General features: G+C 66.3%; 18 protein-coding genes. 5 read left to right on the forward strand and 13 right to left on the reverse strand.

Translation table 11 applies throughout. The annotated features are described in order from the left end of the window. The first annotated feature begins 677 nt into the window (after window positions 1-677). The 5 genes from M2361_RS27380 to M2361_RS27400 all read left to right on the forward strand — a co-directional run bounded on the left by M2361_RS27380 (window position 678) and on the right by M2361_RS27400 (window position 10,924). Complete coding sequence (locus M2361_RS27380) at window positions 678-1,943, forward strand: MdtA/MuxA family multidrug efflux RND transporter periplasmic adaptor subunit (protein WP_259252914.1); 1,266 nt, start codon at window positions 678-680, stop codon at window positions 1,941-1,943. A 12-nt stretch (window positions 1,944-1,955) separates the two neighbouring features. After that, entirely contained in the window at window positions 1,956-5,054 is a 3,099-nt protein-coding gene (locus tag M2361_RS27385; protein ID WP_259252915.1) for an MdtB/MuxB family multidrug efflux RND transporter permease subunit, read from the forward strand. Next, window positions 5,051-8,164, forward strand: a complete 3,114-nt coding sequence (locus tag M2361_RS27390; RefSeq protein ID WP_259252916.1) for a multidrug efflux RND transporter permease subunit — start codon at window positions 5,051-5,053, stop codon at window positions 8,162-8,164. The genes M2361_RS27385 and M2361_RS27390 overlap by 4 nt, the downstream gene beginning before the upstream one ends. Continuing rightward, window positions 8,161-9,726 carry an efflux transporter outer membrane subunit gene (locus tag M2361_RS27395; protein WP_259252917.1) on the forward strand — a complete coding sequence of 522 codons (1,566 nt, stop codon included), beginning with the start codon at window positions 8,161-8,163 and terminating at the stop codon, window positions 9,724-9,726. The genes M2361_RS27390 and M2361_RS27395 overlap by 4 nt, the downstream gene beginning before the upstream one ends. 181 nt (window positions 9,727-9,907) lie before the next feature. Beyond that, entirely contained in the window at window positions 9,908-10,924 is a 1,017-nt protein-coding gene (locus M2361_RS27400) for a tripartite tricarboxylate transporter substrate binding protein (RefSeq protein ID WP_259252918.1), read from the forward strand. Window positions 10,925-11,037: 113 nt separating this feature from the next. Here the strand turns inward: M2361_RS27400 and M2361_RS27405 are convergent, their stop codons facing one another. The 13 genes from M2361_RS27405 to M2361_RS27465 form a co-directional block, all read right to left on the reverse strand. Further along, entirely contained in the window at window positions 11,038-12,288 is a 1,251-nt protein-coding gene (locus tag M2361_RS27405; protein WP_259252919.1) for a D-amino acid dehydrogenase, read from the reverse strand. A gap of 93 nt (window positions 12,289-12,381) precedes the next feature. Next, window positions 12,382-13,899, reverse strand: coding sequence for an amidohydrolase family protein (locus M2361_RS27410; RefSeq protein ID WP_259252920.1), 1,518 nt, complete (start codon window positions 13,897-13,899; stop codon window positions 12,382-12,384). A 7-nt stretch (window positions 13,900-13,906) separates the two neighbouring features. After that, on the reverse strand, window positions 13,907-14,569 hold the full coding sequence (locus M2361_RS27415; RefSeq protein WP_259252921.1) for a TetR/AcrR family transcriptional regulator: 663 nt from the start codon (window positions 14,567-14,569) through the stop codon (window positions 13,907-13,909). A gap of 3 nt (window positions 14,570-14,572) precedes the next feature. After that, on the reverse strand, window positions 14,573-15,484 hold the full coding sequence (locus M2361_RS27420; RefSeq protein WP_259252922.1) for a DUF6963 family protein: 912 nt from the start codon (window positions 15,482-15,484) through the stop codon (window positions 14,573-14,575). A 3-nt stretch (window positions 15,485-15,487) separates the two neighbouring features. After that, window positions 15,488-16,387 (reverse strand): carbohydrate ABC transporter permease, encoded by a 900-nt coding sequence (locus M2361_RS27425; RefSeq protein ID WP_259252923.1) that lies wholly within the window; start codon window positions 16,385-16,387, stop codon window positions 15,488-15,490. Continuing rightward, window positions 16,377-17,321 carry a carbohydrate ABC transporter permease gene (locus M2361_RS27430; RefSeq protein WP_259252924.1) on the reverse strand — a complete coding sequence of 315 codons (945 nt, stop codon included), beginning with the start codon at window positions 17,319-17,321 and terminating at the stop codon, window positions 16,377-16,379. Before M2361_RS27430 ends, M2361_RS27425 begins: the two co-directional genes overlap by 11 nt. Further along, complete coding sequence (locus M2361_RS27435; protein WP_259252925.1) at window positions 17,318-18,439, reverse strand: ABC transporter ATP-binding protein; 1,122 nt, start codon at window positions 18,437-18,439, stop codon at window positions 17,318-17,320. The genes M2361_RS27430 and M2361_RS27435 overlap by 4 nt, the downstream gene beginning before the upstream one ends. A 1-nt stretch (window position 18,440) precedes the next feature. Beyond that, entirely contained in the window at window positions 18,441-19,868 is a 1,428-nt protein-coding gene (locus M2361_RS27440) for an ABC transporter substrate-binding protein (RefSeq protein WP_259252926.1), read from the reverse strand. A 380-nt stretch (window positions 19,869-20,248) separates the two neighbouring features. Beyond that, a complete protein-coding gene (locus tag M2361_RS27445; protein ID WP_259252927.1) occupies window positions 20,249-21,211 on the reverse strand; it encodes a Nudix family hydrolase in 963 nt (320 codons plus the stop codon). Beyond that, window positions 21,204-22,070, reverse strand: coding sequence for an ATP-binding protein (locus M2361_RS27450; RefSeq protein WP_259252928.1), 867 nt, complete (start codon window positions 22,068-22,070; stop codon window positions 21,204-21,206). The genes M2361_RS27445 and M2361_RS27450 overlap by 8 nt, the downstream gene beginning before the upstream one ends. 701 nt (window positions 22,071-22,771) lie before the next feature. Then, on the reverse strand, window positions 22,772-23,998 hold the full coding sequence (gene argJ / locus M2361_RS27455; protein ID WP_259252929.1) for a bifunctional glutamate N-acetyltransferase/amino-acid acetyltransferase ArgJ: 1,227 nt from the start codon (window positions 23,996-23,998) through the stop codon (window positions 22,772-22,774). 111 nt (window positions 23,999-24,109) lie between these two features. Next, entirely contained in the window at window positions 24,110-25,150 is a 1,041-nt protein-coding gene (locus M2361_RS27460) for a hypothetical protein (RefSeq protein ID WP_259252930.1), read from the reverse strand. 62 nt (window positions 25,151-25,212) lie between these two features. Next, window positions 25,213-25,707 (reverse strand): MarR family winged helix-turn-helix transcriptional regulator, encoded by a 495-nt coding sequence (locus tag M2361_RS27465; RefSeq protein ID WP_259252931.1) that lies wholly within the window; start codon window positions 25,705-25,707, stop codon window positions 25,213-25,215. Window positions 25,708-25,724: the final 17 nt, after the last annotated feature.

Genomic DNA, 25,724 nt, shown 5'->3' on the forward strand with positions numbered 1-25,724 from the left:
CAAATAGCACCATCACGTCACCCGCCCGGCAAAACGCATCCGTAGGATGGGTGGAGCGCGGCAGGCCATAGCCCAGTACCCAGCCCCCCAACGCGCGAAACCCATCAAGCACCGCCAAATAGCACCATCACGTCACCTGCCCGGAAAAAGCACCCGTAGGATGGGTGGAGCGCGGCAGGCCAAAGCCAAGAACCCAGCCCCCCCACGCGCGAAACCCATCAGGCACCGCCGAATCGCGTCATATATACCCGGCACCAAGCACCCCGAATCGCGTCACCGACCCGCAAAAGCCCGCAGGACGGGTCAGCGCGGCAAGCCCAAGCCAAAAGCCCATGGCCCCGAATGCCTGTCACCCATGTCCCCGAACGCCTGTCGCCCACGTCCCCGAACGCCTGTCGCCCACGTCCCCGAACACTTGTCACCCATGTCCCCGAACACGTGTCACCCATGTTCCCGAACACGCGTCACCCATGTCCCCGAACACGAGTCACCCATGTCCCCGAACACCTCTCTCCCCGTCCCCGCTCCAAACATCCGCGCGAAACCCAAGCCTCCCCATCCACCCCACCCCCAACCCGATTCTTGTTGCGGCCAGTTTCAACTGGAACTTCCAGCGCGCGAAACCGGGACTGACTAGTAGACAATACGGCTTTCTGCATTAGTGCCGGAACCGTTCCATGTCCGAAAGTCGTCCTGTTTCCCAACCCTCCCGCTGGAGCCGCCGCCGCGTTGTCGGGCTGGTGGTGTTGTTGCTGGTGGTGGCGGGTGTTGCCTGGTTTGCGTTGCGGCCTTCCCCCAAGCAAGCCGGGGCGCGGGGGCCGGGCGGGGCGCGTCCGTCGATGGCCGCCATGGCCAACATGCCTGTGCCGGTGCGCATTGCCACCGCCACCCAGCAGGACATCGACATCTACTTGAAGTCGCTCGGCACCGTCACCGCCTACAACACCGTCACCGTGCGCAGCCGCGTCAGCGGTGAACTGGTGGACGTGGCTTTCCAGGAAGGCCAGCGCGTCAAGGCGGGCGACCTGTTGGCGCAGGTGGATCCGCGAGCCTTCCAGGTCGCGCTGGATCAGGCGCGCGGCACGCAGATGCAGAACCTGGCCCAGCTTGAAAACGCGCGGCGCGACCTGCAGCGCTACCAGGCCCTGTTCAAGCAGGACTCCATTGCCAAGCAGCAGGTGGATACGCAGGCCGCGCTGGTGCGCCAATACGAAGGCACCGTCAAGAGCGACCAGGCCAATGTCGACAACGCCAAGCTGCAACTGGACTATGCCCGCATCACCGCGCCCATCAGCGGCCGGCTGGGCTTGCGCCAGGTTGACCGGGGCAACCTGGTGTCCAGTTCGGACACCAACGGGCTCGTCGTCATCACCCAGACACAGCCGATCTCCGTCGTCTTCACCTTGCCCGAAACCCAGCTACCCGAAGTGCGCGGTGAAATCGCCGCCGGCCGCACCCTGCCGGTTGACGCCTATGACCGCGCCGACACCCGCCGCATCGCCACCGGCGTGCTGGAAACGCTGGACAACCAGATTGACGTCACCACCGGCACCTTGAAGCTGAAAGCCAAGTTTGAAAACGCCGACGACGCGCTGTTTCCGAACCAGTTCGTCAACGTGCGCCTGCACGTGCTGACGCGCAAGGACGTCACCGCCATTCCCACCGCCGCCGTGCAGCAAGGCTCGGCCGGCGCCTTTGTCTTCCTGGTGCAGCAAGACGACACCATCGTCGTGCGCCCGGTGAAGCTGGGCGCCATCAACAACGGCATGGTGGCCGTGAACGAAGGGCTGCAACCGGGCGACCGCGTGGTGACCGAAGGCACCGACCGCCTGCGCGCCGGCGCCAAGGTTGAAATCGTGGGCGGCGCCGAAGTCATTCCCGCCACCCGCGACAAGACGCTGGGCGCGGGTGCGCCGGCCGGCACCACGCCGCCGTCGAAATAAGCCGAGCCCATCGTGAGTCCGTCGCGCCTGTTCATTCTGCGTCCCGTGGCCACCACGCTGGCGATGGTGGCCATCCTGATCGCGGGTTTCATCGCCTACCGGCTCTTGCCCGTGTCGGCGCTGCCCGAGGTGGACTACCCGACGATCCAGGTGGTGACGCTGTACCCGGGGGCCAGCCCTGACGTCATGACGTCCCTGGTGACGTCCCCGCTGGAACGGCAGTTTGGGCAGATGCCCGGCCTGAACCAGATGTCGTCCACCAGTTCAGGCGGCGCGTCGGTCATCACCATGCAGTTCAACCTGACGCTGCCGCTGGACGTGGCCGAGCAGCAGGTGCAGGCCGCCATCAACGCGGCGTCCAACCTGCTGCCCAGCGACCTGCCGGTGCCGCCCACCTACAACAAGGTGAACCCGGCCGACGCCGCCGTGCTGACGCTGGCCATCACGTCGCCCACCATGCCCTTGCCGCAGGTGCGCGACCTGGTCGACACGCGCGTCGCGCAAAAGTTGTCGCAGATTCCGGGCGTGGGCCTGGTCAGCGTGGCGGGCGGGCAGCGTCCGGCCGTGCGCGTGCAGGTCAACCCGCAGGCGCTGGCCGCCAATGGCCTGGCGCTGTCGGACCTGCGCACCGCCATCGTGGGTGCCAACGTCAACCAGCCCAAGGGCAACCTGGACGGCCCGCTGCGGTCCACCACCATCAACGCCAACGATCAGTTGAAGTCGCCCACTGACTACAACGACCTGATCATCGCCTACAAGAACAACGCGCCGCTGCGCCTGTCCGACGTGGCGCGCGCGGTCGAGGGCGCCGAAGACACGCGCCAGGCCGCCTGGGTCGGCGACAAGCCCGCCATCCTCTTGAACATCCAGCGTCAGCCGGGCGCCAACGTGATCGACGTGGTCAACCGCATCCAGACGCTGTTGCCGCAGTTGCGCGCCGCCTTGCCCGCCACGCTGGACGTGACCGTGGTGTCCGACCGCACGCAGACCATTCGCGATTCCGTTGAAGACGTGAAGTTTGAAATGCTTCTGGCAGTCGGGCTGGTGGTGATGGTGACCTTTGTGTTCCTGCGCAGCCTGACCGCCACGCTGATCCCCAGCGTCGTGGTGCCGCTGTCGCTGGTGGGCACGTTCGGCGTCATGTACCTGGCCGGCTTCTCCATCAACAACCTGACCTTGATGGCGCTGACGATCGCCACCGGCTTCGTGGTGGACGACGCCATCGTCATGATCGAGAACATCGCGCGCCACCTTGAAGAAGGCGAAACGCCGATGCAGGCCGCGTTGAAGGGCGCCTCGCAGATCGGTTTCACGCTGATCTCGCTGACCTTCTCGCTGATCGCCGTGCTGATTCCGCTGTTGTTCATGACGGAAGTCGTGGGCCGCTTGTTCCGGGAATTCGCCATCACGCTGGCGGTATCCATCCTGATATCGCTGGTGGTGTCATTGACCCTGACGCCGATGATGTGCGCGCGCCTGCTGCGCGCCGAATCCGAACAGAAGCACGGGCGTTTTCATACCGCCACCGGCAACTTCATCGACCGCGTCATCGCCGGCTACGACCGCATGCTGCAAGTGGTGCTGCGGCATCAGACGCTGACCCTGTTCGTGGCGCTGGGCACCTTCGCACTCACGGTGGTGCTGTACCTGATGGTGCCCAAGGGCTTTTTCCCGCAGCAGGACACCGGCCTGATCCAGGCCATTACGCAAGGCCCGCAATCCATCTCGTTCCCCGCCATGGCCGAACGCCAGCAGGCCGCGGCGCGCCTGGTGCTGGAAGACCCGGACGTGCAGGCCGTGTCCTCGTTCATCGGGGTCGATGGCAGCAACGCCACGCTAAGCGCCGGGCGCATGCAGATTGCGCTGAAGCCGCAGGCCGAACGCAACGGCGACCTGGCTACCGTGATGGCGCGCTTGCAGGAATCATTAAGCAAGCAGGATGGGCTGACCGTCTACATGCAGCCCGTGCAAGACCTGACCATTGAAGACCGCGTCAGCCGCACGCAATACCAGATGACGCTGTCCAACCCGGACTTGAAGGTGTTGAGCGAATGGACGCCCAAGCTGGTGGACCGCCTGCGCCAGGTGCCGGGCTTGAAAGACGTGACCGATGACCTGCAAGACGACGGCCTGCAAACCTGGGTCGAGATTGATCGTGACGCGGCATCCCGCTTGGGCATCACCGCCGCCGTCATCGACGAGGCGCTTTACGACGCCTTCGGCCAGCGGTTGATCTCCACGATTTTCACGCAGTCCAACCAGTACCGCGTGGTGCTGGAAGTGCAGCCGCAGTTTCAGATGAACCCCGCCGCGCTGGGCCAGATCCATGTGCCCACCTCGGCCGGCACGCAGGTGCCCTTGTCGTCGGTGGCGCATATTTCCGAAGGCAAGACCGTGCTGGCGGTGAACCGCCTGGACCAGTTCCCGATGGTGACCGTGTCGTTCAACCTGGCCCCGGGCGCATCGCTGTCCAACGCGGTGGAAGCCATCACCGCCGCCGAGGCCGAGATCGGTATGCCGGCCAGCGTTGAAACCCGTTTCCAGGGCGCGGCGCTGGCGTTCCAGAATTCCCTGACCAGCACGCTGTGGCTGATCCTGGCCGCCGTGATCACCATGTACATCGTGCTTGGCGTGCTGTACGAAAGCTACATCCACCCCATCACCATCCTGTCGACCTTGCCGTCCGCCGGCGTGGGCGCCTTGCTGGCCTTGCTGATCAGCGGCACCGAGCTGGACATGATCGGCATCATCGGCATCATCCTCTTGATCGGCATCGTGAAAAAGAACGCCATCATGATGATCGACTTCGCGCTGGACGCCGAACGCAAGCGGGGCTTGAGCCCGCGCGCGGCCATCCACGAAGCGGCGCTGCTGCGCTTTCGGCCCATCTTGATGACGACGCTGGCCGCCTTGTTCGGCGCCTTGCCGCTGATGCTGTCTACCGGCACGGGGGCGGAACTGCGCCAGCCGCTGGGCCTGGTCATGGTGGGCGGCCTGTTGCTTAGCCAGGTGCTCACGCTCTTCACCACGCCGGTCATCTACCTGATGTTCGACCGCCTGTCGCGCCGCTGGCGTGGCGTGCGCGAGCCGGCGGCCGGGGATGCGTCATGATTCTGTCGGCGCCTTTCATCATGCGGCCGGTAGCGACCACGCTGCTTAGCCTGGCGGTGGTGATGGCGGGCTTGCTGGCGTTCTTCCTGCTGCCGGTGGCGCCCCTGCCGCAGGTGGATATCCCCACGATTTCCGTGTCGGCCAGCCTGCCCGGCGCCAGCCCCGAGACCATGGCGTCCAGCGTGGCCACGCCGCTTGAACGGTCGCTGGGCAGCATTGCCGGCGTGACCGAGATGACGTCGCGCAGCTCGCAGGGTTCCACGCGCATCACCTTGCAATTCGATCTGTCGCGCGACATCAACGGCGCCGCGCGCGACGTGCAGGCCGCCATCAACGCGGCGCGCTCGCTCTTGCCAACCAGCTTGCGCAGCAACCCCACTTATCACAAGTCCAACCCGTCGGACGCGCCCATCATGACCTTGGCGCTGACGTCCGACACGCTGAGCCAGGGCCAGCTGTACGACATTGCCTCCACCATCGTGGCGCAGAAGCTGGCGCAGGTGGACGGGGTGGGCGAGGTCACGGTGGGCGGCAGTTCGCTGCCGGCCGTGCGCGTGACCGTGCTGCCCGGCGCGCTGGCCAACCAGGGCGTGTCGCTGGACCAATTGCGAACCACGCTGGCCAACGCCAACGCCAACCGCCCCAAGGGCGTGCTGGAAAACGACCGCTACCACTGGCAGATCATGGTCAGCGACCAGCTTAGCCGCGCCGAGCAGTACCGGCCGCTGATCGTCGCCTGGAAAGACGGCGCGCCGGTGCGCGTGTCGGACGTGGCCAAGGTGGAAGATTCCGTCGAAGACCTCTACCAGACCGGCTTCTACAACGATCGCAAGGCCATCCTGATGATTGTGCGGCGCCAGGCCGACGCCAACATCATCGAAGCCGTCGACGCCGTGCGCGCGCAACTGCCCGTGTTGCAGGCGCTGATGCCGGCGGATGTGAACATGACGGTGGCGCAAGACCGCACGCCCAGCATTCGCGCGTCGCTGCACGAAGCCGAGCTGACGCTGATCATCGCCGTGGGCCTGGTGGTGCTGGTGGTACTGCTGTTCCTGCGGCGCTGGCGCGCGGCCATCATCCCCAGCGTGGCGGTGCCGGTATCGCTGATCGGCACGTTCTGCATCATGTATATGTGCGGCTTCACGTTGAACACGATTTCGCTGATGGCGTTGATTGTGGCCACGGGCTTTGTGGTGGACGACGCCATCGTGGTGCTGGAAAACATCATGCGGCACGTGGAAAACGGCATGTCGCCGATGCGGGCGGCGCTGCGCGGCTCGCGCGAGGTGGGCTTCACCGTGCTGTCCATGAGCCTGTCGCTGGTGGCGGTGTTCATTCCGATCTTGCTGATGGGCGGCGTGGTCGGCCGCCTGTTCCGCGAATTCGCCGTGACCTTGTCGGCCGCCATCATGGTGTCGCTGGTGGTGTCGCTGACCTTGACCCCGATGATGTGCGCGCGGCTGTTGCGCCCCGAACCGCAAGACGCCAAGCCGCCCGGCCGCCTGGCGCGCTGGTCCGAACGCGGCTTCGAGTCCATGCTGAACGGCTACCGCCGCAGCTTGAGCTGGGCTTTGGCGCATGGCCGGTTGATGATGCTGACGCTGGCCGTGGCGGTGGGACTGAACGTGTACCTGTACATGGCGGTGCCCAAGGGATTTTTCCCGCAACAGGACACGGGCCAACTGCTGGGCTTTTTCCGGGTGGACCAGGGCACGTCGTTCCAGGCCACGGTGCCCAAGCTGGATGCGCTGCGCAAGGTGGTGCTGGCGGACCCGGCGGTGCAAAGCATGACAGGCTACGCGGGCGGGCGCGGCGGCAGCAACAGCAGCTTCATGCAGATCCAGCTTAAGCCCCTGGAAGAGCGCAAGGTGTCGGCCGACGACGTCATCAACCGGCTGCGCGGCAAGTTGCAGAACATGCCGGGGGCGCGCATGTTCCTGGTGTCGCAGCAAGACATCCGCATCGGCGGGCGCCAAAGCCAGGGGTCTTACGACTACACGTTGATGTCCGGCGACCTGCAACTGCTGCGCACCTGGATGCCCAAGGTGCAGCAGGCCATGGCCAAGATTCCCGAGATCACCGACGTGGATACCGATGTCGAGGACAAGGGTCGCCAGATTGACCTGGTGATCGACCGCGAGGCCGCGACCCGGCTGGGCGTCAGCATGTCCACGATATCCACCGTGCTGAACAACTCGTTCAGCCAGCGCCAGGTGTCGGTCATGTACGGCCCGCTGAATCAGTACCACGTGGTGCTGGGCCTGGAACCGAGGTTTGCCGAAGACATTGAATCGCTCAAGCAGGTTGAAGTGATTACGTCGACCGGCGCGCGCGTGCCGCTGCTGGCTTTTGCCCGGCTTGAAAATTCCAACGCGCCGCTCAGCGTGCAGCATCAGGGCCTGTTCGTGGCGGATACGGTGTCGTTCAGCCTGGCGCCCGGCGTGTCGCTGGGGCAGGCCACGGCCGCCATCGACGCGGCGGTGGCGCGCATCGGTTTGCCGTCGGACCAGATCCAGGCCGGCTTCCAGGGCACGGCGGCGGCCTTGCAGCAGACCTTGTCGCAACAACCCTGGTTGATCCTGGCGGCGCTGGTCACCATGTACATCGTGCTGGGCATTCTGTACGAAAGCTTTGTGCATCCACTGACGATCCTGTCGACGCTGCCATCGGCCGGGTTGGGCGCGCTGCTGGCGCTGCTGCTGGTGCGCCATGACTTCACCTTGATCGCGCTGATCGGCGTGTTCCTGTTGATCGGCATCGTGAAAAAGAACGCGATCATGATGGTGGACTTTGCGCTGGAAGCTCAGCGGGTGCAGGGCATGGCGCCGCGCGAGGCCATCTTCCAGGCCTGCCTGACGCGGTTTCGTCCGATCATGATGACGACCATGGCCGCCATCTTCGGCGCGCTGCCGCTGGTGCTGGCCACCGGCGCCGGTGTCGAGATGCGCCAGCCGCTGGGCATTACCATCGTGGGCGGCCTGGTGCTCAGCCAGATCCTGACGCTGTACACCACGCCCGTGGTTTATCTCTACCTGGACCGATTTCGCCTGTGGGCCGCGCGCGGGCGCGGCCGGCGCAAAGACGCCTCTGCTTCCATAGAACCTACATGATCCGACCCAAGCCGCTTGTCTTCACCCGTTTTCCTCGCAGCGCCATCACGTTGGCGCTGTGCGCGCTGCTGGGCGCCTGCGCGGTGGGCCCCGACTACCAACGCCCCGAACTGGATGTGGGCGCGTCCTACAAGGAAGCCCAGGGCCAGCAGCAGGTAGAAGGCTGGAAGCCGGCCCAGCCGCGCGACGAGGCGGACCGTGGCAAATGGTGGCTGGTGTACGGGGACGACACGCTGAACACGCTGGTGGAACGGCTGGATACGTCGAACCAGACCATCGCCCAGGCCGAAGCCAATTACCGTCAGGCGCTGGGCCTGGTGCGGGCCGCGCGCGCCGGCTTCTACCCCACCGTGGGCGCCAGCGCGGGCGCATCGCGCGCGGGCGTCGGCAACGGGTCATCGTCGTCGTCGTCCAACGGCAGCAACGTGTCCAACCAGTATTCCGTGACCGGCAGCGTCAGTTGGGAAGTGGACGTGTGGGGCCGCGTGCGCCGCAGCACCGAATCGTCCGAGGCCAGCGCGGCCGCCAGCCTGGCGGACCTGGGCGCCACCCGCCTGAGCGCGCAGGCGGCGCTGGTGCAAACCTATTTCCAGTTGCGTGTGCTGGACGAACAGAAGCGCTTGCTGGACGCCACGGTGGCGGCCTATGAACGGTCGTTGAAGCTGACGCAGAACCGCTACGAAGTCGGCGTGGCGGGGCAGGCCGATGTGGCGGTGGCGCGCACGCAGGTGGAAAGCACGCGCGCCCAGTCCATTGACCTGGACTGGCAGCGCGGCCAGTACGAGCACGCCATTGCGGTACTGATGGGCCAGGCGCCATCGCAATTCAGCTTGGCGCCCGCTGTCTTCACCTTGCAGTTGCCACAGATTCCGGTGGGTCTGCCGTCCGAGCTGCTTGAGCGCCGTCCGGACATCGCCGCGGCCGAGCGCCGCGCGGCAGCCGCCAACGCGCAGATTGGCGTGGCGCAAGCCGCATGGTTCCCGTCGCTGATCCTGTCCGCCGACGGCGGTTTTCGCAACGGCCAATTCGCGGACCTGTTGACCGCGCCCGCGCGCTTCTGGTCCCTGGGGCCGGCGCTGGCGCTAACGATCTTCGATGGCGGCGCGCGCGCCGCGCAAGTGGAACAGGCACGCGCTTCTTACGATTCGCAGGCCGCCGCCTACCGCCAGGCGGCGTTGGTGGGGCTGCGCGAAGTCGAAGACTATCTGATCCAGCTCCGGGTCATGGAACAAGAACAGATCGTGCAGCGCCGCGCGCTGGAGTCCGCGCGTGAATCGCTGCGCCTTATTCAGAACCAGTACCAGGCCGGGCTGGTGGACTATCTGAGCGTGGCGGTGGTGGACGCCACCGCGCTCAATAGCGAACGCAATGCGCTAAGCCTGTTGGGCACGCGGCTGGTGGCCAGCGTGAACCTGATCGTTGCCCTGGGTGGCGGCTGGGAGGTGGCATCCCAGGAAGCCCAGGTAACCCAGGGTGGCCAAGGAGCTCAGCAGCCCCCGGTGTCCCAGGAAACGCAGGAATCGCAGGTGTCCCAACAGCCCTCGGTGGCGCAAGGATCCTAGGCAATTCCTGAGGCTAGGGATTACGCCTAATTCTCTTTGCTGTCGTTGACAAGCGTTCGGCGCCGGTTCTTAATGCGGGAAAAGTGACCGCATGGTCACTTTCGCTGTGCATGACGTCATGCTGCACCGACGCCGACTTCCGTTTGATCACACGAACACAATCATTCGAAGGGGAAAGAGGATGGGCTGGTCATTTCAATGGCGGACCGCCGCCAGTGCCGGGCGCTGGGCAGGCAAGGCGACTTCTGCCGTGGCAGCCGCCACACTGGTGTTTTCCGCGGCCGCATCCGCACAGACTTGGCCCACGCGGCCCATCACCCTGATCGTGCCGTTTCCAGCGGGCGGCACCACTGACCTCTTCGCGCGGACCATCGCGCAGCACATGGCGCCCACGCTGGGCCAGTCCATCGTGGTTGAAAACAAGCCGGGCGCGGCGGGCAACCTGGGCGTAGCCGCCGCAACGCGCGCCGCGCCGGATGGCTACACGATTGTGCTTGGGTCCATCGGCACGCAGACGGTCAACCAGTATCTGTACAGCAACATCGGCTTCAACCCGGCCACCGACCTGGTGCCGCTGGGCATCATCGCGTCCACGCCCAACGTGATGGCGGTGGCCGCCACGTCGCCATGGCGCAATCTGGATGACGTGATGAAGGCGGTGAAGAAGGACCCGGGCAAGTATTCCTATGCGTCGCCCGGCATCGGCTCATCGGTGCATTTGACGGGCGCCTACTTTGAATCGCTGGCGGGCTTGCAGATGCTGCACGTGCCGTTCAAGGGATCATCGGCCGCCATACCCGCCGTGATCGGCGGCCAGGTCGACATCCTGATGGACAACCTGCCCAGTTCCATGGCGGCCATGAAACCGGGCGGACGCTTGCGCGGCATTGCCGTAACGTCGGCCGAACGCAGCCCCGCCGCGCCCGACCTGCCGACGATGGCGGAAGCGGGCTTGCCCGGCTTCGAGGTCACCGCCTGGTCCGGCCTGTACGCGCCGCGCGGCACGCCCGCGCCGGTGGTCGACAAGCTGATCGCCGCCATGAAGCAGGCCTTGAAAGCGCCCGAGCTACAGCAATCGCTGGCGCAAGGCGGCGCCACGCCGGGCAATGTCTTTGGTGCAGACTTGGCTGCGTTTGAAGAGAAGGAACGCGGCAAGTGGAGCAAGCTGATCCAAAGCCGCGGCATCAAGGCGGATTGATCGCACGAGCGTAGGCGGGGCTATTCGCCGCCTGTGCCAGCGCCAGCGCTTACGTCAGCGCCTACGTGTGCCAACGGCAACGTCTACGTCAGCGCCAGCGCCAGTACCAGCCCCTACTTCAGCGCGAAGGCGGACGGGTCCACGGCGGGGTCGCGGCCCCGCATCAAATCCGCCAACACGCGCGCGCTGCCCAGGGCCAGCGTAAAACCCAGGCCGCCATGGCCCGTGTTCAGCCACAGATTGCGGTACGGCGTGGCGCCGATCAGCGGCTTGCCGTCGGGCCGCGCCGGCCGCAGCCCCGCCCAGGCGCTTGGCGCACCCTTGGGCTTCAAGCCAGGAAAGAATTGCGCCACGTCGCGCTCCAGGCTGCGCACGCGCTGCGGGTCGACGCCCGCGCCGCCCGTGCCAATGTCCACCATGCCCGCCACGCGCAGCCGCTGGCCCAGCCGCGCATAGACCACCTTGCGCCGGATATCGCTGATGCTGGCGGTGGGCGCCACGCTGTCCGGCGTCAGCGTGTAGGTGAGGCTGTAGCCCTTTAACGGATAGATGCCCAGGTTCAAGCCCAGCGGGCGCGCCAGCGCTTGCGCGCCCATGCCGCTGGCCAGCACGAAATGGTCGGCTTCCAGATCGCCGGCGGATGTGGCGGCGCCCATGACGCGGCCGTGTTCCCGGCGCAGCGTGTCGACCCGCGTGTTGAAGTGAAAGCGCACGGGGTCGGGCGCGGCGCGCAGGATGCGTTCCAGCTCGGTGCACAGTCGCTGGCAATCGCCGGCGTCTTCGGTGGGGGTGTAGAGCGCGCCCTGGATGCTTGCCCCGATGCCGGCCAGTGCGGGTTCCATCTCAAGGCAGGCGCGCGTGTTCATCACCTGTTGCTCGCAGCCCAGGTCGGCCAGGTAGTCGCGTTGCGCAAGGGCCTGTCGATAGGCGTCGGCGTCTTGGTAGACCAGCAGTTTTCCTGCGCTGGCAAAGTCGAAGTCGGGCTGTTCGTCACGCACCAGCGTGTGCACGCACAAGCGGCTGTACATGCCCAAGGCCAACAGTTCGCGCGTTGTCTCGCGATTCTTGGCGCGTGTGCAGGCGCGTAGAAACGCCAGGCTCCAGCGCCATTGATCGGGATCCAGCCGGGGGCGAAAGCGCAGCGGTGCGTCCTGGGCCAGCAGCCAGGACGGCAGCTTGGGCAGCACGGCGGGGTCAGCCAAGGGGGCGACAAAGCTATAACTCAGTTGCGCGCCGTTGGCCATGCTGGTGGCCTGGCCGGGGCCGGACCCCGCGTCCACGACCGTCACGCGATGGCCCTCGCGATGCAGGAAGTAGGCGGTGGCCATGCCGACCACCCCCGCGCCGATGACAACGATGTGCATGATGCTCCAGGAAAGCCGCCGCGCGCCGAGCGCGCGGCGTTCAGGGTTGCTATTTGCTATTTGCTATTTGCTATTTGCCTTTTGCTATTCGCTTTAAGTAGCGCTCGCGTTACAGGCCGCCCAAGCCGGTGTTTCGAAGCCGGGGGCGGCGCGCTCGTCGCCGCGCAGCAGGCGGCCCGGGCGGGCGCCCGTGGGCGCGCCGCCTTCTTCGACCACTTGGCCATTGACCAGCACCGCGTGGATGCCGGTGGACGGCAGCGTCGGTTCGGCAAAGCTGGCCAGGTCGGCGACGGTGGCGGCGTCGAACACCACCACGTCGGCATAACAGCCGGCGCGCAATACGCCCCGATCCTTCAAGCCGAATTGCGCGGCGGTCAGGCTCGTCATGCGGCGCACGGCTTCTTCCAGGCCCAGCACGCGCATCTCGCGCACATAGCGCGCCAGCACGCGCGAAAACGCGCCCCACAAGCGCGGGTGCGGGCGTTGGTCATGCGGCAGGCCGTCCGACCCGATCATGACGCTGCCATGCCCGATGACCCGCTTGACGTCGGCTTCGTCCATCGAAAAATAAATGGCGCCGCCCGGCGACAGTTCTTCGGCCAGGCGGGTTGGGTCCTTGCCTTCGCGCGCGGCCAGTTCGCGCAGGTCCACGCCCTGGATTTCCGGGCGCGTCTGCGACCACGTGACGATGATTTTTTCGCCGGCCGCCACGCGGCGTGGTTCCAGAATGGTGGACGACGCCGCGTAGGGGTAGACGTCCATGCCCAGCGGCTGGTCGGCGCGCACGCGGTCGAACAGCGCCAGCGTTTGCGCGGTGCGTCCGTGGTTGTGCTTGCCGGTGACCTTGTGGTGCGACAGGATGGCCGGCACGTCGGCCGCGCGGCCAATCAGGAAAGCTTCTTCCATGGCGTCGCAAACGTGGTCGGCTTCGTCGCGCAGGTGGGTGGTGTACAGGCCGCGCCAGGCCGACAAGGACTCGGCCACGCCGATCACTTCCTCGGTGCTGGCGTGCATGGCGGTGGGGTAGTACAGGCCCGTGGACAGGCCGGCGGCACCCGCCGCCATGGCCTCGTCCAGCGCGCGCCGCATGGTGGCGATCTCGCCCTTGTCGGCGGGGCGGTCCAGCCGGTCCATGGCCGATACGCGCAAGCTGGAATGGCCCACCAGCGCCAGGCTGTTGACGGCGGCGGGCGCGGCGGAAAGCGCGTCGGCGTAGTCCTGCATGCGGGCGTAGAGTTCGCCCGTGTGCTTGGCCAGCAGGTTCAGCGGCGGCGGCACCACGTCGCCCGGCGCGCGCACCGGTGCCAGGCTGATGCCGCAGTTGCCGGTGACCACGGTGGTGATGCCCTGGCTGACTTTAGGCCGCATCAGCGGCGTGCCCAGCAACGCGCGGTCATCGTGGGTATGGCAATCAATAAAGCCCGGCGACACCACCTTGCCGGTGGCATCCAGGCGGCGCCGCGCGCGCCATTGCGCGCCGTCGCCGATGGCCGCGATGCGCTCGCCCTGGATGGCGATGTCGGCGCGGCGGGCGGGGCCGCCCAGGCCGTCGGCGACCTGGCCGCCGATGATGATGATGTCGTATTCCTGCGGGGCGGGATGCGCGGGCATGTAGGGCTCAGGTTGGGGGATCGGCGGCCGGCGGTTTGCCGCGCCGCGCTTCCAGGTGGGCAAGGGATTCGGTATTCAAGGGGTCTGGCAAGCCACGGGCCACCAGATGTTCCAGCGCGGCGCTGATCCGCTCCCACCCTTCGGGCGTGCGCAGCGGCACGCCCAGGAAATGGGATTCGGTCTTGGAGCGCAGCATCAGGTACAGCACGCCCGCCAACATCACGCTGACCGTCGCGGGCATGTCCAGGTTGGGCGCCAGGCCGTCCAGGCGGTCGATGAAGCCGCGCGCCGCGCGTTCGCGCCGTTCGGCCAACGGCGCGGACACCTCGTTGCGTTCGATCAATTCCCAGCGGCGCACTTCGCGCAGGGTTTCATTGCCGGCCAGCGCATCGATCTGCGCGCGCAGCATGGACAGCACCAGTTCCGCGGGCGTGCGCTGGCTGGATTCATCTTCGGCCAGCAGGCCGGGGTTGCGTGTCCAGAAATCCTGCTCCTGCATCCAGGCCAGCATCAGGCCGGGCATGCCGTCGAAGTAGCGGTAGATAAGTTCTTTGCTGACCCCCGCGCGTTTGGCGATGGCGTTGATGCCCACCCCGCCCATGCCCGTTTCCAGTATCTGGGCTTCCAGCGCTTGCAGGATCAGTCTCTCGGTATTCTCGCGGCGGGACATGGCTTATTCCTTCATGAAGATGAGGAAGCGGGCGGGGTCCGGCACGCCGGTCACTCGCCCGTCAGCCAGGTCGGCAATAAGTTCGCTGACGGTGTGGCCGATTAGCCTTCCATCTTGCCAGACTTCGCTGCCCAGGTAGACCACATTCGCACGCCTTGGCGTACGCGGCAATGAAGGGTCGGATTGCTCGATGGCAAGAATGCGTCCATACCGGTTCACCTGCACACGGTCATGGGTTGCGAAGGTGATCGGCGTTGCGGCAGGCAGGGTCAGGGCGCGGTAGGAAGCGGCCTCACCGGTCAAGGCGCACCAGGCCAGGTCGGCCATGACGTCGGCTAGCGGCGCGCAGGGATAAATGGAGTTGTGCAGCACCGCGACGCGGCAGTCGCCGTTGTCGCGATGGGCCATGCCGTGGTCGGGCCGGCGCGAGACGCGGCGGGTATTGCCCCAGCCCAATTCGCCCGTGGCGGACAGCGCGATCAGGCCCGCGTCGATTTCCGGATGCGCGTGCAGCACGCGCGCGACGGCGTCGGCGGGCGGGGCGCCGTCGGCCATGTTTTGAAGCGCGGCAAGGTTCAGCGCAACGCCATCCGCGCCGGGCCGGTTGGGCAGGCGGTGGCCGGTCACCAACCCTACGCCATCGGCGCCGGGCAGGAACTGCACCAGGGGTTCGGGGCGGTCGGGACCGCTTTCGATCAAGGCCGCGCGCCGCGCGCGTAGCCAGGTCGGCGGCAAGTCCAGCGCGGTAACGCCGCCGCGCTGGCATGACGTGTGATGCACGCGGCCATCGTCATCCATCACGGCGAACACCGCGAAGCCGCCGATGGCGCCATGGCCCATCAATTCGGCCGCCAGCGCCGCCGTGCGCACCGCCGCGCCCGCATCCCGCCCCGCTGCCGCTACGCCTATGGTCATTGGCTAGTCCGTATTGCTCGTCACGGGGTCGACGATGTTCAGGTTGGTGATGAAGCGCTGGAACAGCATGGCCAACGCCAGCGGGGGCAGGGCGGCCAGCATGCTGGCGGCGGCGAACAGGCCCAGGTCGGCGCGAAAGCCCGGCATCAACGGCGACAAACCCAGCAGCGAGGCCGACAAGGTCTGCGCCGACGTGCCGCCCGTCAACACGATGGCGAACAGCAGATCGTTCCAGCCCACCAGGAAGGCGATGATGAAGGCGGCGGCAATGCCCGGCATGGCCATGGGCAAGGTCACGTGGCGCAGCATCTGCCAGCGCGTGCAGCCGTCCATGCGCGCGGCGCGTTCGATCTCGACGGGCAGTGACGCGAAGTAGCCCATCAACACCCACGACAGCAGCGGGATCACGGCGGTCAGGTACACGATCCACAGACCGAACAGGCTGCCCGCCAGGCCGATGGCGGCAAAGAACACGTAGTACGGAATCAGCAAGGCAATCGGCGGCAGCGTGCGCGAGGCCAGCAGCACATACAGCAGCGGACCCTTGAACGGAAATTCAAAGCGCCCCAGCACATAGCCCGCCAGCGTGGCGATGGCCGTGCCGGCGGCGGCGGCCGGCAGCGCCACCAACGCGCTGTTCACAAAGCCCGTCATGATGGCCTTGGTCTGCCCGCCGAAGATAGAGTCCGACGTCGACAGGCCCAGCACGCGCAGATAGTTGTCGAACGTGAATCCGCCCACGTTGTGCGCCACGCCCATGATGATGGCGGACTCGTCCATGAAGGACGCTTTCAGCGTCCAGTACAGCGGGAACAGGCACCAGAACGCAACCAGGGCCACGCCCGCCCCGACCAGCCAGGGGCGCCAGCCTTCACCGGTGACTTTCGCGGCGTCATTGCGCATGGGCGGCTCCTTGGGGGCGCTTCTTGCGGATCAGCATGAAATAGGCGGTGGCTAGCAGCAGCGACAACACGGTCAGCAAAAAGGCCGCCGCCGACGCCAGGCCATACTTCGAGAATTCGAAGTTGTAGCGGAAGATCAGCAAGGGGAGGATCTGCGTGGACGTGCCCGGCCCGCCGCGCGTCAGCGAGAACAACAGGTCAAACTGGCGCACCGCTTCCACCGTCATCACCACCAGCACGATCAGCGTGGTGTGCTTCAAATGCGGCAGCGTGATATGCCGAAAGCGCGACAGCGGCCCCGCGCCATCCACGCGCGCCGCGCGGTACAGGTCGCGCGGAATGGTCTGCAAGGCCGCCAGATAAAAGAAGCTGCCCAGCGGCGCGATATGCCAGACGAACGCCAGCGCCACCCAGAACAGCGCCCAGTCGCTGGACAGCCACACGGTGGCCGCGTTGGCCAGGCCCAGCGGCGCCAGCAGCCCGGTCAGCGCGCCGAAGCTGGGGTTGAGCAAGAACGAGAACACGGTAGCCGTCACTACCTGGGACATCGCCCAGGGCAAGAGCGCCAGGCCACGCACCAGGCCGCGTAGCGGCATCTCTTCGTTCAGCACCAGCGCAATGCCCAGCGCGGCAACGAAGGAACCCACCACGCACATCGCCACAAAGCCCAGGCTGCGCCAGATGGCGTCGATGACGGCGGGGTCGGAAAGCACCTCGCCGTAGAGATCGGTGCCGACGAATTCCTCGGTGCGCAGAATGGCGTTGGTGTCGTGCAGGCTGAGCCAGAACGAATAGCCCAGCGGCACGCCGATGATCAGCGTGTTCAGCGCGTACACCGCCACGATGACGGTCAGCGCAAAGCTCAGGTCAGACATTTCGCGGCCGCCCTGGCGCACGGGGGCGGGGCGGGCGGGCGACAAGCTGGCGGCGCTCACAGACGCTGCTCCTCGCCGCCATGCACGCGTAAACCTTGCGCGTCGAACAGGTACAGGCGCGCGGCGGGCAGCGCCAGCGCAATGGGCGCGCCCACCTCGTAACGGCGTTCGGGCGGCAGGCGCGCGCGCAGTCGCGGGCCGTCTTCGCCGCCGACGCATACGTCCACGAATTGATCGGGCCCCACGGGTTCCACGGCCCACACGCTGCCTTGCAGCAGCAAGCCGTCGCCCGCCAGCGGCGCGGGCGCCATGGCTTCGGGCCGGATGCCCAGCGTGGCGGCGCTGCCCTCGGGCAGCATGCGCGCGGCCGGGTGCAAGGCGGGCGGCAGCACGTACACGGTGCCGGCGGCGTGCAAGGCAGGCACGCCGTCCTGCGCGTGCAGCGTGCCGCGCAGGAAGTTCATGCCGGGGTTGCCGATGAAGTCGGCCACTTCCATGTTGGCGGGGCGGCGGTAGATGGTGTCGGGGTCGGCGAATTGCAGCAGGTTGCCGCCCGACATCACCGCGATGCGGTCGGCCAGCGTCATGGCTTCAACCTGGTCGTGCGTGACGTAGATGAAGGTGGCTTGCAGCGTGCGGTGCAGGCGCTTGAGTTCCACCCGCATGTCGGTGCGCAGCTTGGCGTCCAGGCTGGACAGCGGTTCGTCGAACAGGAACAGGTCGGGGTTGCGCACCACCGCGCGGCCGATCGCCACGCGCTGGCGCTGCCCGCCCGACAATTGATAGGGCTTGCGGTCCAGCATGGATTCCACGCGCAGCAGGCTGGCCGCCTGGTCCACGCGGGCGCGCACGTCGGCCGTCGGCATCTTCTGCATGCGCAGCGGAAAGCCGATGTTCTCGCGCACGGTCATGTGCGGGTACAGCGCGATGCTCTGGAACACCATGGCCACGTTGCGCCGATGCGGCGGCACCTGGTCCACGCGCCGGTCGGCAATACGGATCTCGCCGCCGGTGGGCGTGTCCAGCCCCGCGATCATGTTCAGCGTGGTGGTCTTGCCGCAGCCCGACGGCCCCAGCAGCACCACGAATTCGCCGTCGCGGATGTCCAGGTCCAGCGAGCGCACGGCCTGGAAGTGGGAATAGGCCTTCTGGATGCCTTGCAGTGTGACGCTGGCCATATCAGCTCCGCTTCAGGATCTTGGCGTACTTCTTGTACAGCGCATCCCAACGGGCGCGCAGCTCGGTGGCCACCTGCGCGGGCGTCTTCGAGCCCTTGATCAGCAGGTCCTGCGCAATCATCTCGTGCATGGCGGTGTCCCATTCCTGATACCAGGGCGCCTTCAGGATGTGCGCGGCAACCGCTTTCTCGCGGCCCTGGAAGAGCCACTGATAGACCTGTTCCGCTTGCGGCGGGTACATCCACTTCATGATGGCGGCGCGGCTGTCCGGGTCGCGGTAGAGCTCGGGGAAGGGCACTTCCAGGTTGGCCTTGGCGATCCAGTTCTTGTGCGTGGTGAGCTGGCCGTCCTTGTCGCGATACCCGAAGTACTTCATCAGTTCCCACAGCGCGGCCTGCTCGGCGTCGCTGCGCTTGCGGGTCGACATGCACAGCAGCGCGTGGCCCACCAGCACGGTGTCGTGCGTGGCGCCGGGCACCACTGGGTTGTAGCTGGAATACGCGGCAATCTGGCTCTTGGCGGGGTCGTTGTAGTTGAAGCTGTAGTAGTCGATGTTCAGGTGGAAGGCGTGTTGGCCCTTCATCCACGAGCTGGACGTTTCGGTGCCCGACCACGTCAGCACGGCGCGTTGCACCAGTTCGTCGTCCCACCAGCGCTTCCAGTCCGTCAGCACTTTCACAAGCGGCGTGTCGGCGTTGAAGGTGGCGCGCAACTCGTCGTCCACAAAGCGTTCGCCTTCGGCAAAGCACTGCGCGATCAAGGCCCAGGGCAGGCCGGTCCAGGCGTTGTACCAGGGCATCAGCAAGGGATGTTCGGACAGGCCCTTCTTCTTGATTTCACGGGCCTGCTTTTCGACGGTGGCCCAGTCCTGCGGGTAGTCGGCGGCATTGGCGGTGCCTTGAAACCCTGCTTCGCCCAGCATCTTTTCGTTGCGGAACAGCGCGAAGGGGCCGCCGTTGTAATAGGTCAGGCCCAGGGTGCGGCCGTCGGTGGCGTGGGCGTCGTCAACAATGCCGGGGAACATCTGCTTCTGGATGTCGGCCAGGCCGGGCATGTCGTCAATGGGTCGGATCCAGCCCGCCGCGTACCAGCGCGACGCCTGGCCGCGCTGCGCGTAGAACATGTCCAGCCGCGCCTTGGCGGCCAACTGGGTTTCGAGCACGGCGGCGTAGTCGCCGGGGATGGGAGAAAGATTGACCGGCACGCCGCTTTCCTGCGTGAAGCGCGTGGCGCCCTGCTGCACGATTTCGCTGCCCCAGGGCCAGAAGGCGAAGGTGAGGGGCGAGACGGCTTGGGCTTGCGCCAAACCCGGCAACGGCCAGCCCGTGGCCGCCAGCCCGGCCGCGCCGGCCAACCCTGCGGCGCCGCGCAAGAGGAAGTCGCGGCGGGCCGGATTGGCATCGCCTTCAAAGGGGGAACGCTGGGGCATGCTGGACTTCCTTGTTGTGGGAACGACGACAAAGAGAGGGTGCAGCGACTGCGAGAAAGACATAATGTGACTACGTGGTCACATTAAGGATTCCAAGATATTGCTTTCGGCCAGAGGGCAGCAAGGGGGGAGTTTCCCTAGGGGATCAGTGCGGTGATGGCGGCAATGCAGCCGCAGGGCAAGGGATAGGCAAGCGAAGGACAAGCGCAACGCAACCAAGCGCAATCGAAGCGCAATCGGAACGTGGCCGTAACGCAATCGAAGGGCAACCGGAACGTGGCCGTAACGCAATCGAAGGGCAACCGGAATGTAAAAACGCCGCGCCGTGGCAAGCACGGAACGCGGCGTCTTGATGCAGCCGACAGACGATAAGGTGCGTGTCAGATCACGCCACGAATGCCGGCGATGCCGTGCGCGCCATGGCGCAGCGCCTGCGACACGGTCGTGGTCGATTGGCCGCCCAACGCGAACACGGGGATGCCCGCATCACGGTTGCCGGCAACAAAGCCATCCCAGCCCAGCGTGGCCGCGCCGGGGTGGCTGGGCGTGTCCAGCACCGGGCCCAGCACCGCGAAGTCGGCGCCGAGTTCGCGAGCGTGCACCACCTGCGCGTTATCGTGCGCGGACACGCCGACGAGCGCGCCCGCCGGCAGTTCGGGCCGCGCGTGCAGGCGGGCCGCATCCGCCGTGCGCAAGTGAACGCCGTCGGCTTCCTTCCACCAGGCGGCGGGGTGTGCGCTATTGACGAGCACGCGCGCACCAGCGGCGCGGCAACGCTTGATGACCTGCTGCAAGACCTCGTGCAGCGAGCTTGCGTTCGCGCCGTCCGGCCATTGCGGCTCACGAAACTGCACCAGCTTCACACCGCGCGCCAGTGCCGCGTCCAGACGGCCCAGGAACGCTGCCACGCCCGCGCGCGAGCCGATAGAACTGATGCCGTAGGTGGTGGGCAGTTGCAGCCAGCGCAACGGGGGCAGGGTGGCGGGCAAGAGATCGCCGACGGATGCTGCGTGGGCGGGGTCCACCCATTCCAGGCGCTGGTTCTCAAGCCCTTGCGGCTCGCCTTCCCACGCGGTCACGTGGCAGAACGCCAGGCGCACCGTGGTGTGCGGATACACGTGCACATAGGTCACCCACGGCCGCGACTGTGTCACGCGGATGCCCAGCTCTTCTTGCAGTTCGCGGGCCAGCGCTTCCAGCACGGTTTCACCCGGCTCCAGTTTGCCGCCCGGCAATTCCCACCAGCCCGACCACGGCTTGCCTTCGGGCCGCTGGCCCAGCAGCAGCATGCCGTCGGGGCGCAGGATCAAACCGGCGGCAACGTCAACGATCTTCTCAGACATGGCGGGCCGCCCAATCGCGCGCGAATTGATAAGCCACTCGGCCCGAACGCGAGCCGCGTTCGATGGTCCATTGCAGCGCCTCGGTGCGCGACGGCTCGATATGCGCCTCGGGGCAACCCAGCTCGCGCAGCCAGTGGTAGACGATGTCCAGGTAGTCGTCCTGCTTGAAGGGGTAGAACGACAGCCACAGGCCGAAGCGTTCCGACAGCGAGATTTTTTCCTCGACGGTTTCGCCAGGGTGGATTTCGCCATCGGGCTGGTGCTTGGCTTGCAGGTTTTCGCTCATGTATTCCGGCATCAGGTGGCGCCGGTTGGACGTGGCGTAGATCAGCACGTTGTCGCCCGAGGCCGATACGGAGCCGTCCAGCACGGACTTCAGCGCCTTGTAGCCGGGCTCGCCTTCTTCAAACGACAGGTCGTCGCAGAACACGATGAAGCGCTCGGGGCGCGAGGCGACGAGTTCAACGATGTCGGGCAGGTCGCCCAGGTCGGACTTGTCGACTTCGATCAAGCGCAGGCCGCGCTCGCCATAGGCCGCCAGCATGGCCTTGACCAAGGAGCTTTTGCCGGTGCCGCGCGCGCCGGTCATGAGCACGTTGTTGGCCGGCTTGTTCTCAAGGAACTGCACGGTGTTGCGGTCGATGGTGGCCTTCTGGCGTTCGATGTGCTGAAGGTCCTGCATGTCGATGCGCGCCACGTGGCGCACCGCGTCCAGCCAGCCACGCGAGCCACGCTTGCGCCAACGGAAGGCGTGCGCGCTCCAGTCGATCTCGGGCGTGGCGGGCGGAAGAAAGGCCTCAAGCTGCGCCAACACCCGCTCGGCGCGCTGGATCAGGGTGGAAAATTCAGTTGCGGTCACGTCTTCATCCTTGGGTGGCGTGGGGGCGGTTGTTGTGGGTTGCGGTTGTGCTGTGGATGATCTTGGTTGGAGGTTCGACGCTGCTTGATGGGTTTGCGCGTTTGGCGTTTGTGCTTTTGGCGGCAGCCTGCCGCGCGGCACCCATCCTACGTTAGAACTCCGACGCTGCTTGATGGGTTTCGCGCGCTTGGCGGTGGCGTTCTTGGCAACCGTCTTGCGCGCTGCACCCATCCTACGATGGTCGTCCAACCGTACGATGGTGGTCCAACCGTACGATGGCCGTCCGACCGTCCGATGGTGGTCCAACCGTCCGATGGTGGTCCAACCGTACGATGGTTGTCCAATCGTCCGATGGTTGTCCAACCGTACGATGGTCGTCCCGGCGTACGACGGTCGTCCCGGCGTACGACGGTCGTCCCGGCGTATGACGGTCGTCCCGGCGTACGACGGTCGTCCCGGCGTACGACGGTCGTCCCGGCGTACGACGGTCATCCCGGCGTACGACGCTCATCCCGGCGTAGGATGGGTGAAGCGCGCGATAGCTTCAAGAAGAACACCGCCTAAGATCGCGCGCAACCCATCAACCTACACCGTGCGCAACCATCAACCTACACCGCAGGCAACCATCAACCTACACCGCAGGCAACCATCAACCTACACCGCGGGCATCTCACCAAATAAATGCCTCGCGCCCCATCAATTTACGAACGGTAATCCGCGTTGATCGACACGTACTCATGCGAGAAATCGCAGGTGTACACCGTGTCCGCCACCTTGCCGCGGCCCAGCGCGATGCGCACCTGGATCTCGGCCTGCTTCATCACGCGCTGGCCGTCGGCTTCCTGGTAATCCGGGTTGCGGCCGCCGTCTTTCGCCACCAGCACATCGTCCAGCCACAGGCGAATGTTCGACACGTCCAGATCGTCAATACCCGCGTAGCCCACCGCCGCCAGGATGCGGCCCAGGTTGGGGTCCGAGGCAAAGAACGCGGTCTTGACCAGCGGCGAATGCGCCACGGCATACGCCACCTTCAGCGCTTCTTCCGTGGTGCCGGCTTCTTCCACGCGGATGGTCATGAACTTGGTGGCGCCTTCGGCGTCGCGCACGATCTTCGTGGCCAACTCCAGCGCGGCGGCGGTCAGCGCCTCGCGCACGGCGGCGTAGGCGGCGTCGGACTCGCTGTTGACGTTCACGCCCGACTTGCCAGTCGCGGCGATGATGAAGGAATCGTTCGTGGACGTGTCGCCGTCAACCGTGATGCGGTTGAACGAAGCATCGGCGATTTCCACCGCCAGCTTCTTCAACAGCGGCTGGGCGATGCCGGCATCGGTGGCCAAAAAGCTGAGCATCGTGGCCATGTTGGGGCGGATCATGCCCGCGCCCTTGCTGATCCCGGTGAAGGTAACGGTCTTGCCGTCGATCTGCACCTTGGCCGACGAGATCTTGGGCAGCGTGTCCGTCGTCATGATGCCGTGGGCGGCGCTGGACCAGTGGTCGGCGGCCAGGTTGGCGATGGCGCCCGGCAGGCCGGCGACCAGACGGTCCAGCGGCAGCGGCTCAAGAATGACGCCGGTGGAAAACGGCAGGATCTGCGAGGCGGGCACGCCCAGCAATTTGCCCAGCGCGTCGCAGGTGTCGCGTGCTTTCTTCAGGCCTTCTTCACCCGTGCCCGCGTTGGCGTTGCCGGTGTTGATGACCAGCGCGCTGATCGGGCCGCCGGCGGCCAAGTGGGCCTGGCAGACCTGCACCGGCGCGGCGCAGAAGCGGTTGCGGGTGAACACACCCGCCACGCTGGTGCCTTCGGCCAGGCGGAACACGGTCAGGTCACGTCGGTTGGCTTTGCGGATGCCGGCCTCGGTGACGCCGATTTCAACGCCGGCAACAGGAAAAATTTCGGACTCGGAGGGGATCTGCAAATTAACGGCCATGACTTCGTCTCTTGGTAGGCAGGACAAAATCGCCGCCAGGCTAGGCGGCGTGCGGGGGAAAGGTTCGTATTATCCCACCGCTTTGCGGCAGGGGTTTGTCAGGGGGACGGCTCAGGGGGTCATGCGCATCGCGGCCACGTCCAGCACCCCGGCCTCGCGGTTGCTGAGCACGCTGCGCACCGTGCCATCCGGCGCTTGCAGCACCGAACTGCCGGCCGCCACGTCTTCGCCGCCGTCGCGCCGCGCCGAGCGGCCGCGCGAGGGCGAAAACAGCAGGTCGCCAGGTTGCGCGCCGGGCAGGCGGGGGTTGGCGGTCAGCACGCGGGTGCCGGGGGGGTAGGTCATGGCGCCCAACGTGGTGTCGCGGGCCAGCAGGCCTTCGAAATCCAGCAGGCGGCGTTGGCCGTCCAGCCGCATGTCCACCTTCAGCAAGGGCAGTTTGCGCAGGTCCATCGCGTCGCTGCCTTCGGTGCGCAGCAGCCAGCGCGGCGCGCCGGCGTTGGCTTCCGGTGCCGTGCCGCGCGCGGCTTCGTCCACCTTCAGCCAGGCGCCGGGCGGCACCGCTTGCTGGTCCAGCGTATTGCCCACGGCCAGGTGGCAACTGGCAAACCGCGCCTGGCCGCCCTGCAACACAAATTCAAGCCGATGCCCGTGGGCGCACAACCATCCTTCCTGCGCCTGGTCGCGGTCAATTTCCACGGACAGGGTTTCAGGCTGCTTGGGGGTGGCGGCGTAGCGGAACAAGCGGGTGGCGGCAAGGCCCTGGATGGCGGCGGGCTGTGTGTCGGGAAATACCGCGCGGTCAAACGAGGCCAGGTCGCCCGCTTGCGTCAGGCTGAGCACGGTGCCGGCGGGCATGTCGACACCGGCCAGCCGGGTGGGCTGCGTCAGCGTCGTCTTGCGGCCGGCGTCGGCCTGGGCATCACGCTGGGCGGCGAACCACACACTTAGCTGCTGATACGGAAAGATGGCGCCCACCAGCGCCAGAATGGTCATCAAGATGGTGCCGGCGCGCCGGTGGTCGCCCAGCCAAAGCCGCGCGCTGGGCGTGGTGGCCAGCACGGCCAGCCAGGTCAGCAAGGTGGCCAGGCAGGCCAGCGAGGCCACCATCAGCACGTAGAAGTTACCGCCAGGAAGAGAAACCGGAATCATGGCGGCAATTATGCGCCAATCCGGATGCGGTTTTCAGCCCTGGCGGCAAGGCGGCGGCGGGGTCAGCCCTTGGCGGATTCCGAGCGGGTGGCCACCACTTGCAGCTTGAGTTCGCCCAGCGCCTGGAACAGCGCATTGCGGGTGGACTCGGGCAGTTCGCCAAACATGGACTTGACCCAGGCTTCGTGCGCGCGGGCCATGCGGGCAAAGCTCTTCTTGCCCTGCGGCGTCAGCTTGATCAGTGAACTACGGCGGTCGGACTCGACCTTGGTGCGCACCACCAGCCCTTCTTTTTCAAGCTGGTCGGTAATGCCGGTGATATTGCCGTTGGTGACCATCATGTGGCGCGACAATTCGCCCATCTTCATGCCCTTGGGCGCGCGTTGCAGTTGCGCCATCAGGTCGAAGCGGGGCAGGGTGGTGTCGAATTCATTGCGCAGGCGGCTGCGGATTTCGCCTTCGATGAGGTTGGCGCAGGTGAGCATGCGCAGCCACAGCCGCAGCGCGTGGTGGTCGTCGGGCGCGGCGCGGGATTCGAGATCAGGAGCGTCAGTCATCGGCGGTTTTCTTGAGG

Source organism: Achromobacter sp. JUb104, assembly GCF_024806975.1.
Taxonomy (GTDB): domain Bacteria; phylum Pseudomonadota; class Gammaproteobacteria; order Burkholderiales; family Burkholderiaceae_B; genus Achromobacter; species Achromobacter spanius.

What these genes read in the sequence shown, in the direction of transcription:
- M2361_RS27380 (WP_259252914.1), top strand. Translation starts at nt 678, where the DNA reads ATGTCCGAAAGTCGTCCTGTTTCCCAACCCTCCCGCTGGAGCCGCCGC.
- M2361_RS27390 (WP_259252916.1), top strand. Translation starts at nt 5,051, where the DNA reads ATGATTCTGTCGGCGCCTTTCATCATGCGGCCGGTAGCGACCACGCTG.
- M2361_RS27395 (WP_259252917.1), top strand. Translation starts at nt 8,161, where the DNA reads ATGATCCGACCCAAGCCGCTTGTCTTCACCCGTTTTCCTCGCAGCGCC.
- M2361_RS27400 (WP_259252918.1), top strand. Translation starts at nt 9,908, where the DNA reads ATGGGCTGGTCATTTCAATGGCGGACCGCCGCCAGTGCCGGGCGCTGG.
- M2361_RS27405 (WP_259252919.1), bottom strand. Translation starts at nt 12,288, where the DNA reads ATGCACATCGTTGTCATCGGCGCGGGGGTGGTCGGCATGGCCACCGCC.
- M2361_RS27410 (WP_259252920.1), bottom strand. Translation starts at nt 13,899, where the DNA reads ATGCCCGCGCATCCCGCCCCGCAGGAATACGACATCATCATCATCGGC.
- M2361_RS27415 (WP_259252921.1), bottom strand. Translation starts at nt 14,569, where the DNA reads ATGTCCCGCCGCGAGAATACCGAGAGACTGATCCTGCAAGCGCTGGAA.
- M2361_RS27420 (WP_259252922.1), bottom strand. Translation starts at nt 15,484, where the DNA reads ATGACCATAGGCGTAGCGGCAGCGGGGCGGGATGCGGGCGCGGCGGTG.
- M2361_RS27425 (WP_259252923.1), bottom strand. Translation starts at nt 16,387, where the DNA reads ATGCGCAATGACGCCGCGAAAGTCACCGGTGAAGGCTGGCGCCCCTGG.
- M2361_RS27435 (WP_259252925.1), bottom strand. Translation starts at nt 18,439, where the DNA reads ATGGCCAGCGTCACACTGCAAGGCATCCAGAAGGCCTATTCCCACTTC.
- M2361_RS27440 (WP_259252926.1), bottom strand. Translation starts at nt 19,868, where the DNA reads ATGCCCCAGCGTTCCCCCTTTGAAGGCGATGCCAATCCGGCCCGCCGC.
- M2361_RS27445 (WP_259252927.1), bottom strand. Translation starts at nt 21,211, where the DNA reads ATGTCTGAGAAGATCGTTGACGTTGCCGCCGGTTTGATCCTGCGCCCC.
- argJ (WP_259252929.1), bottom strand. Translation starts at nt 23,998, where the DNA reads ATGGCCGTTAATTTGCAGATCCCCTCCGAGTCCGAAATTTTTCCTGTT.
- M2361_RS27460 (WP_259252930.1), bottom strand. Translation starts at nt 25,150, where the DNA reads ATGATTCCGGTTTCTCTTCCTGGCGGTAACTTCTACGTGCTGATGGTG.
- M2361_RS27465 (WP_259252931.1), bottom strand. Translation starts at nt 25,707, where the DNA reads ATGACTGACGCTCCTGATCTCGAATCCCGCGCCGCGCCCGACGACCAC.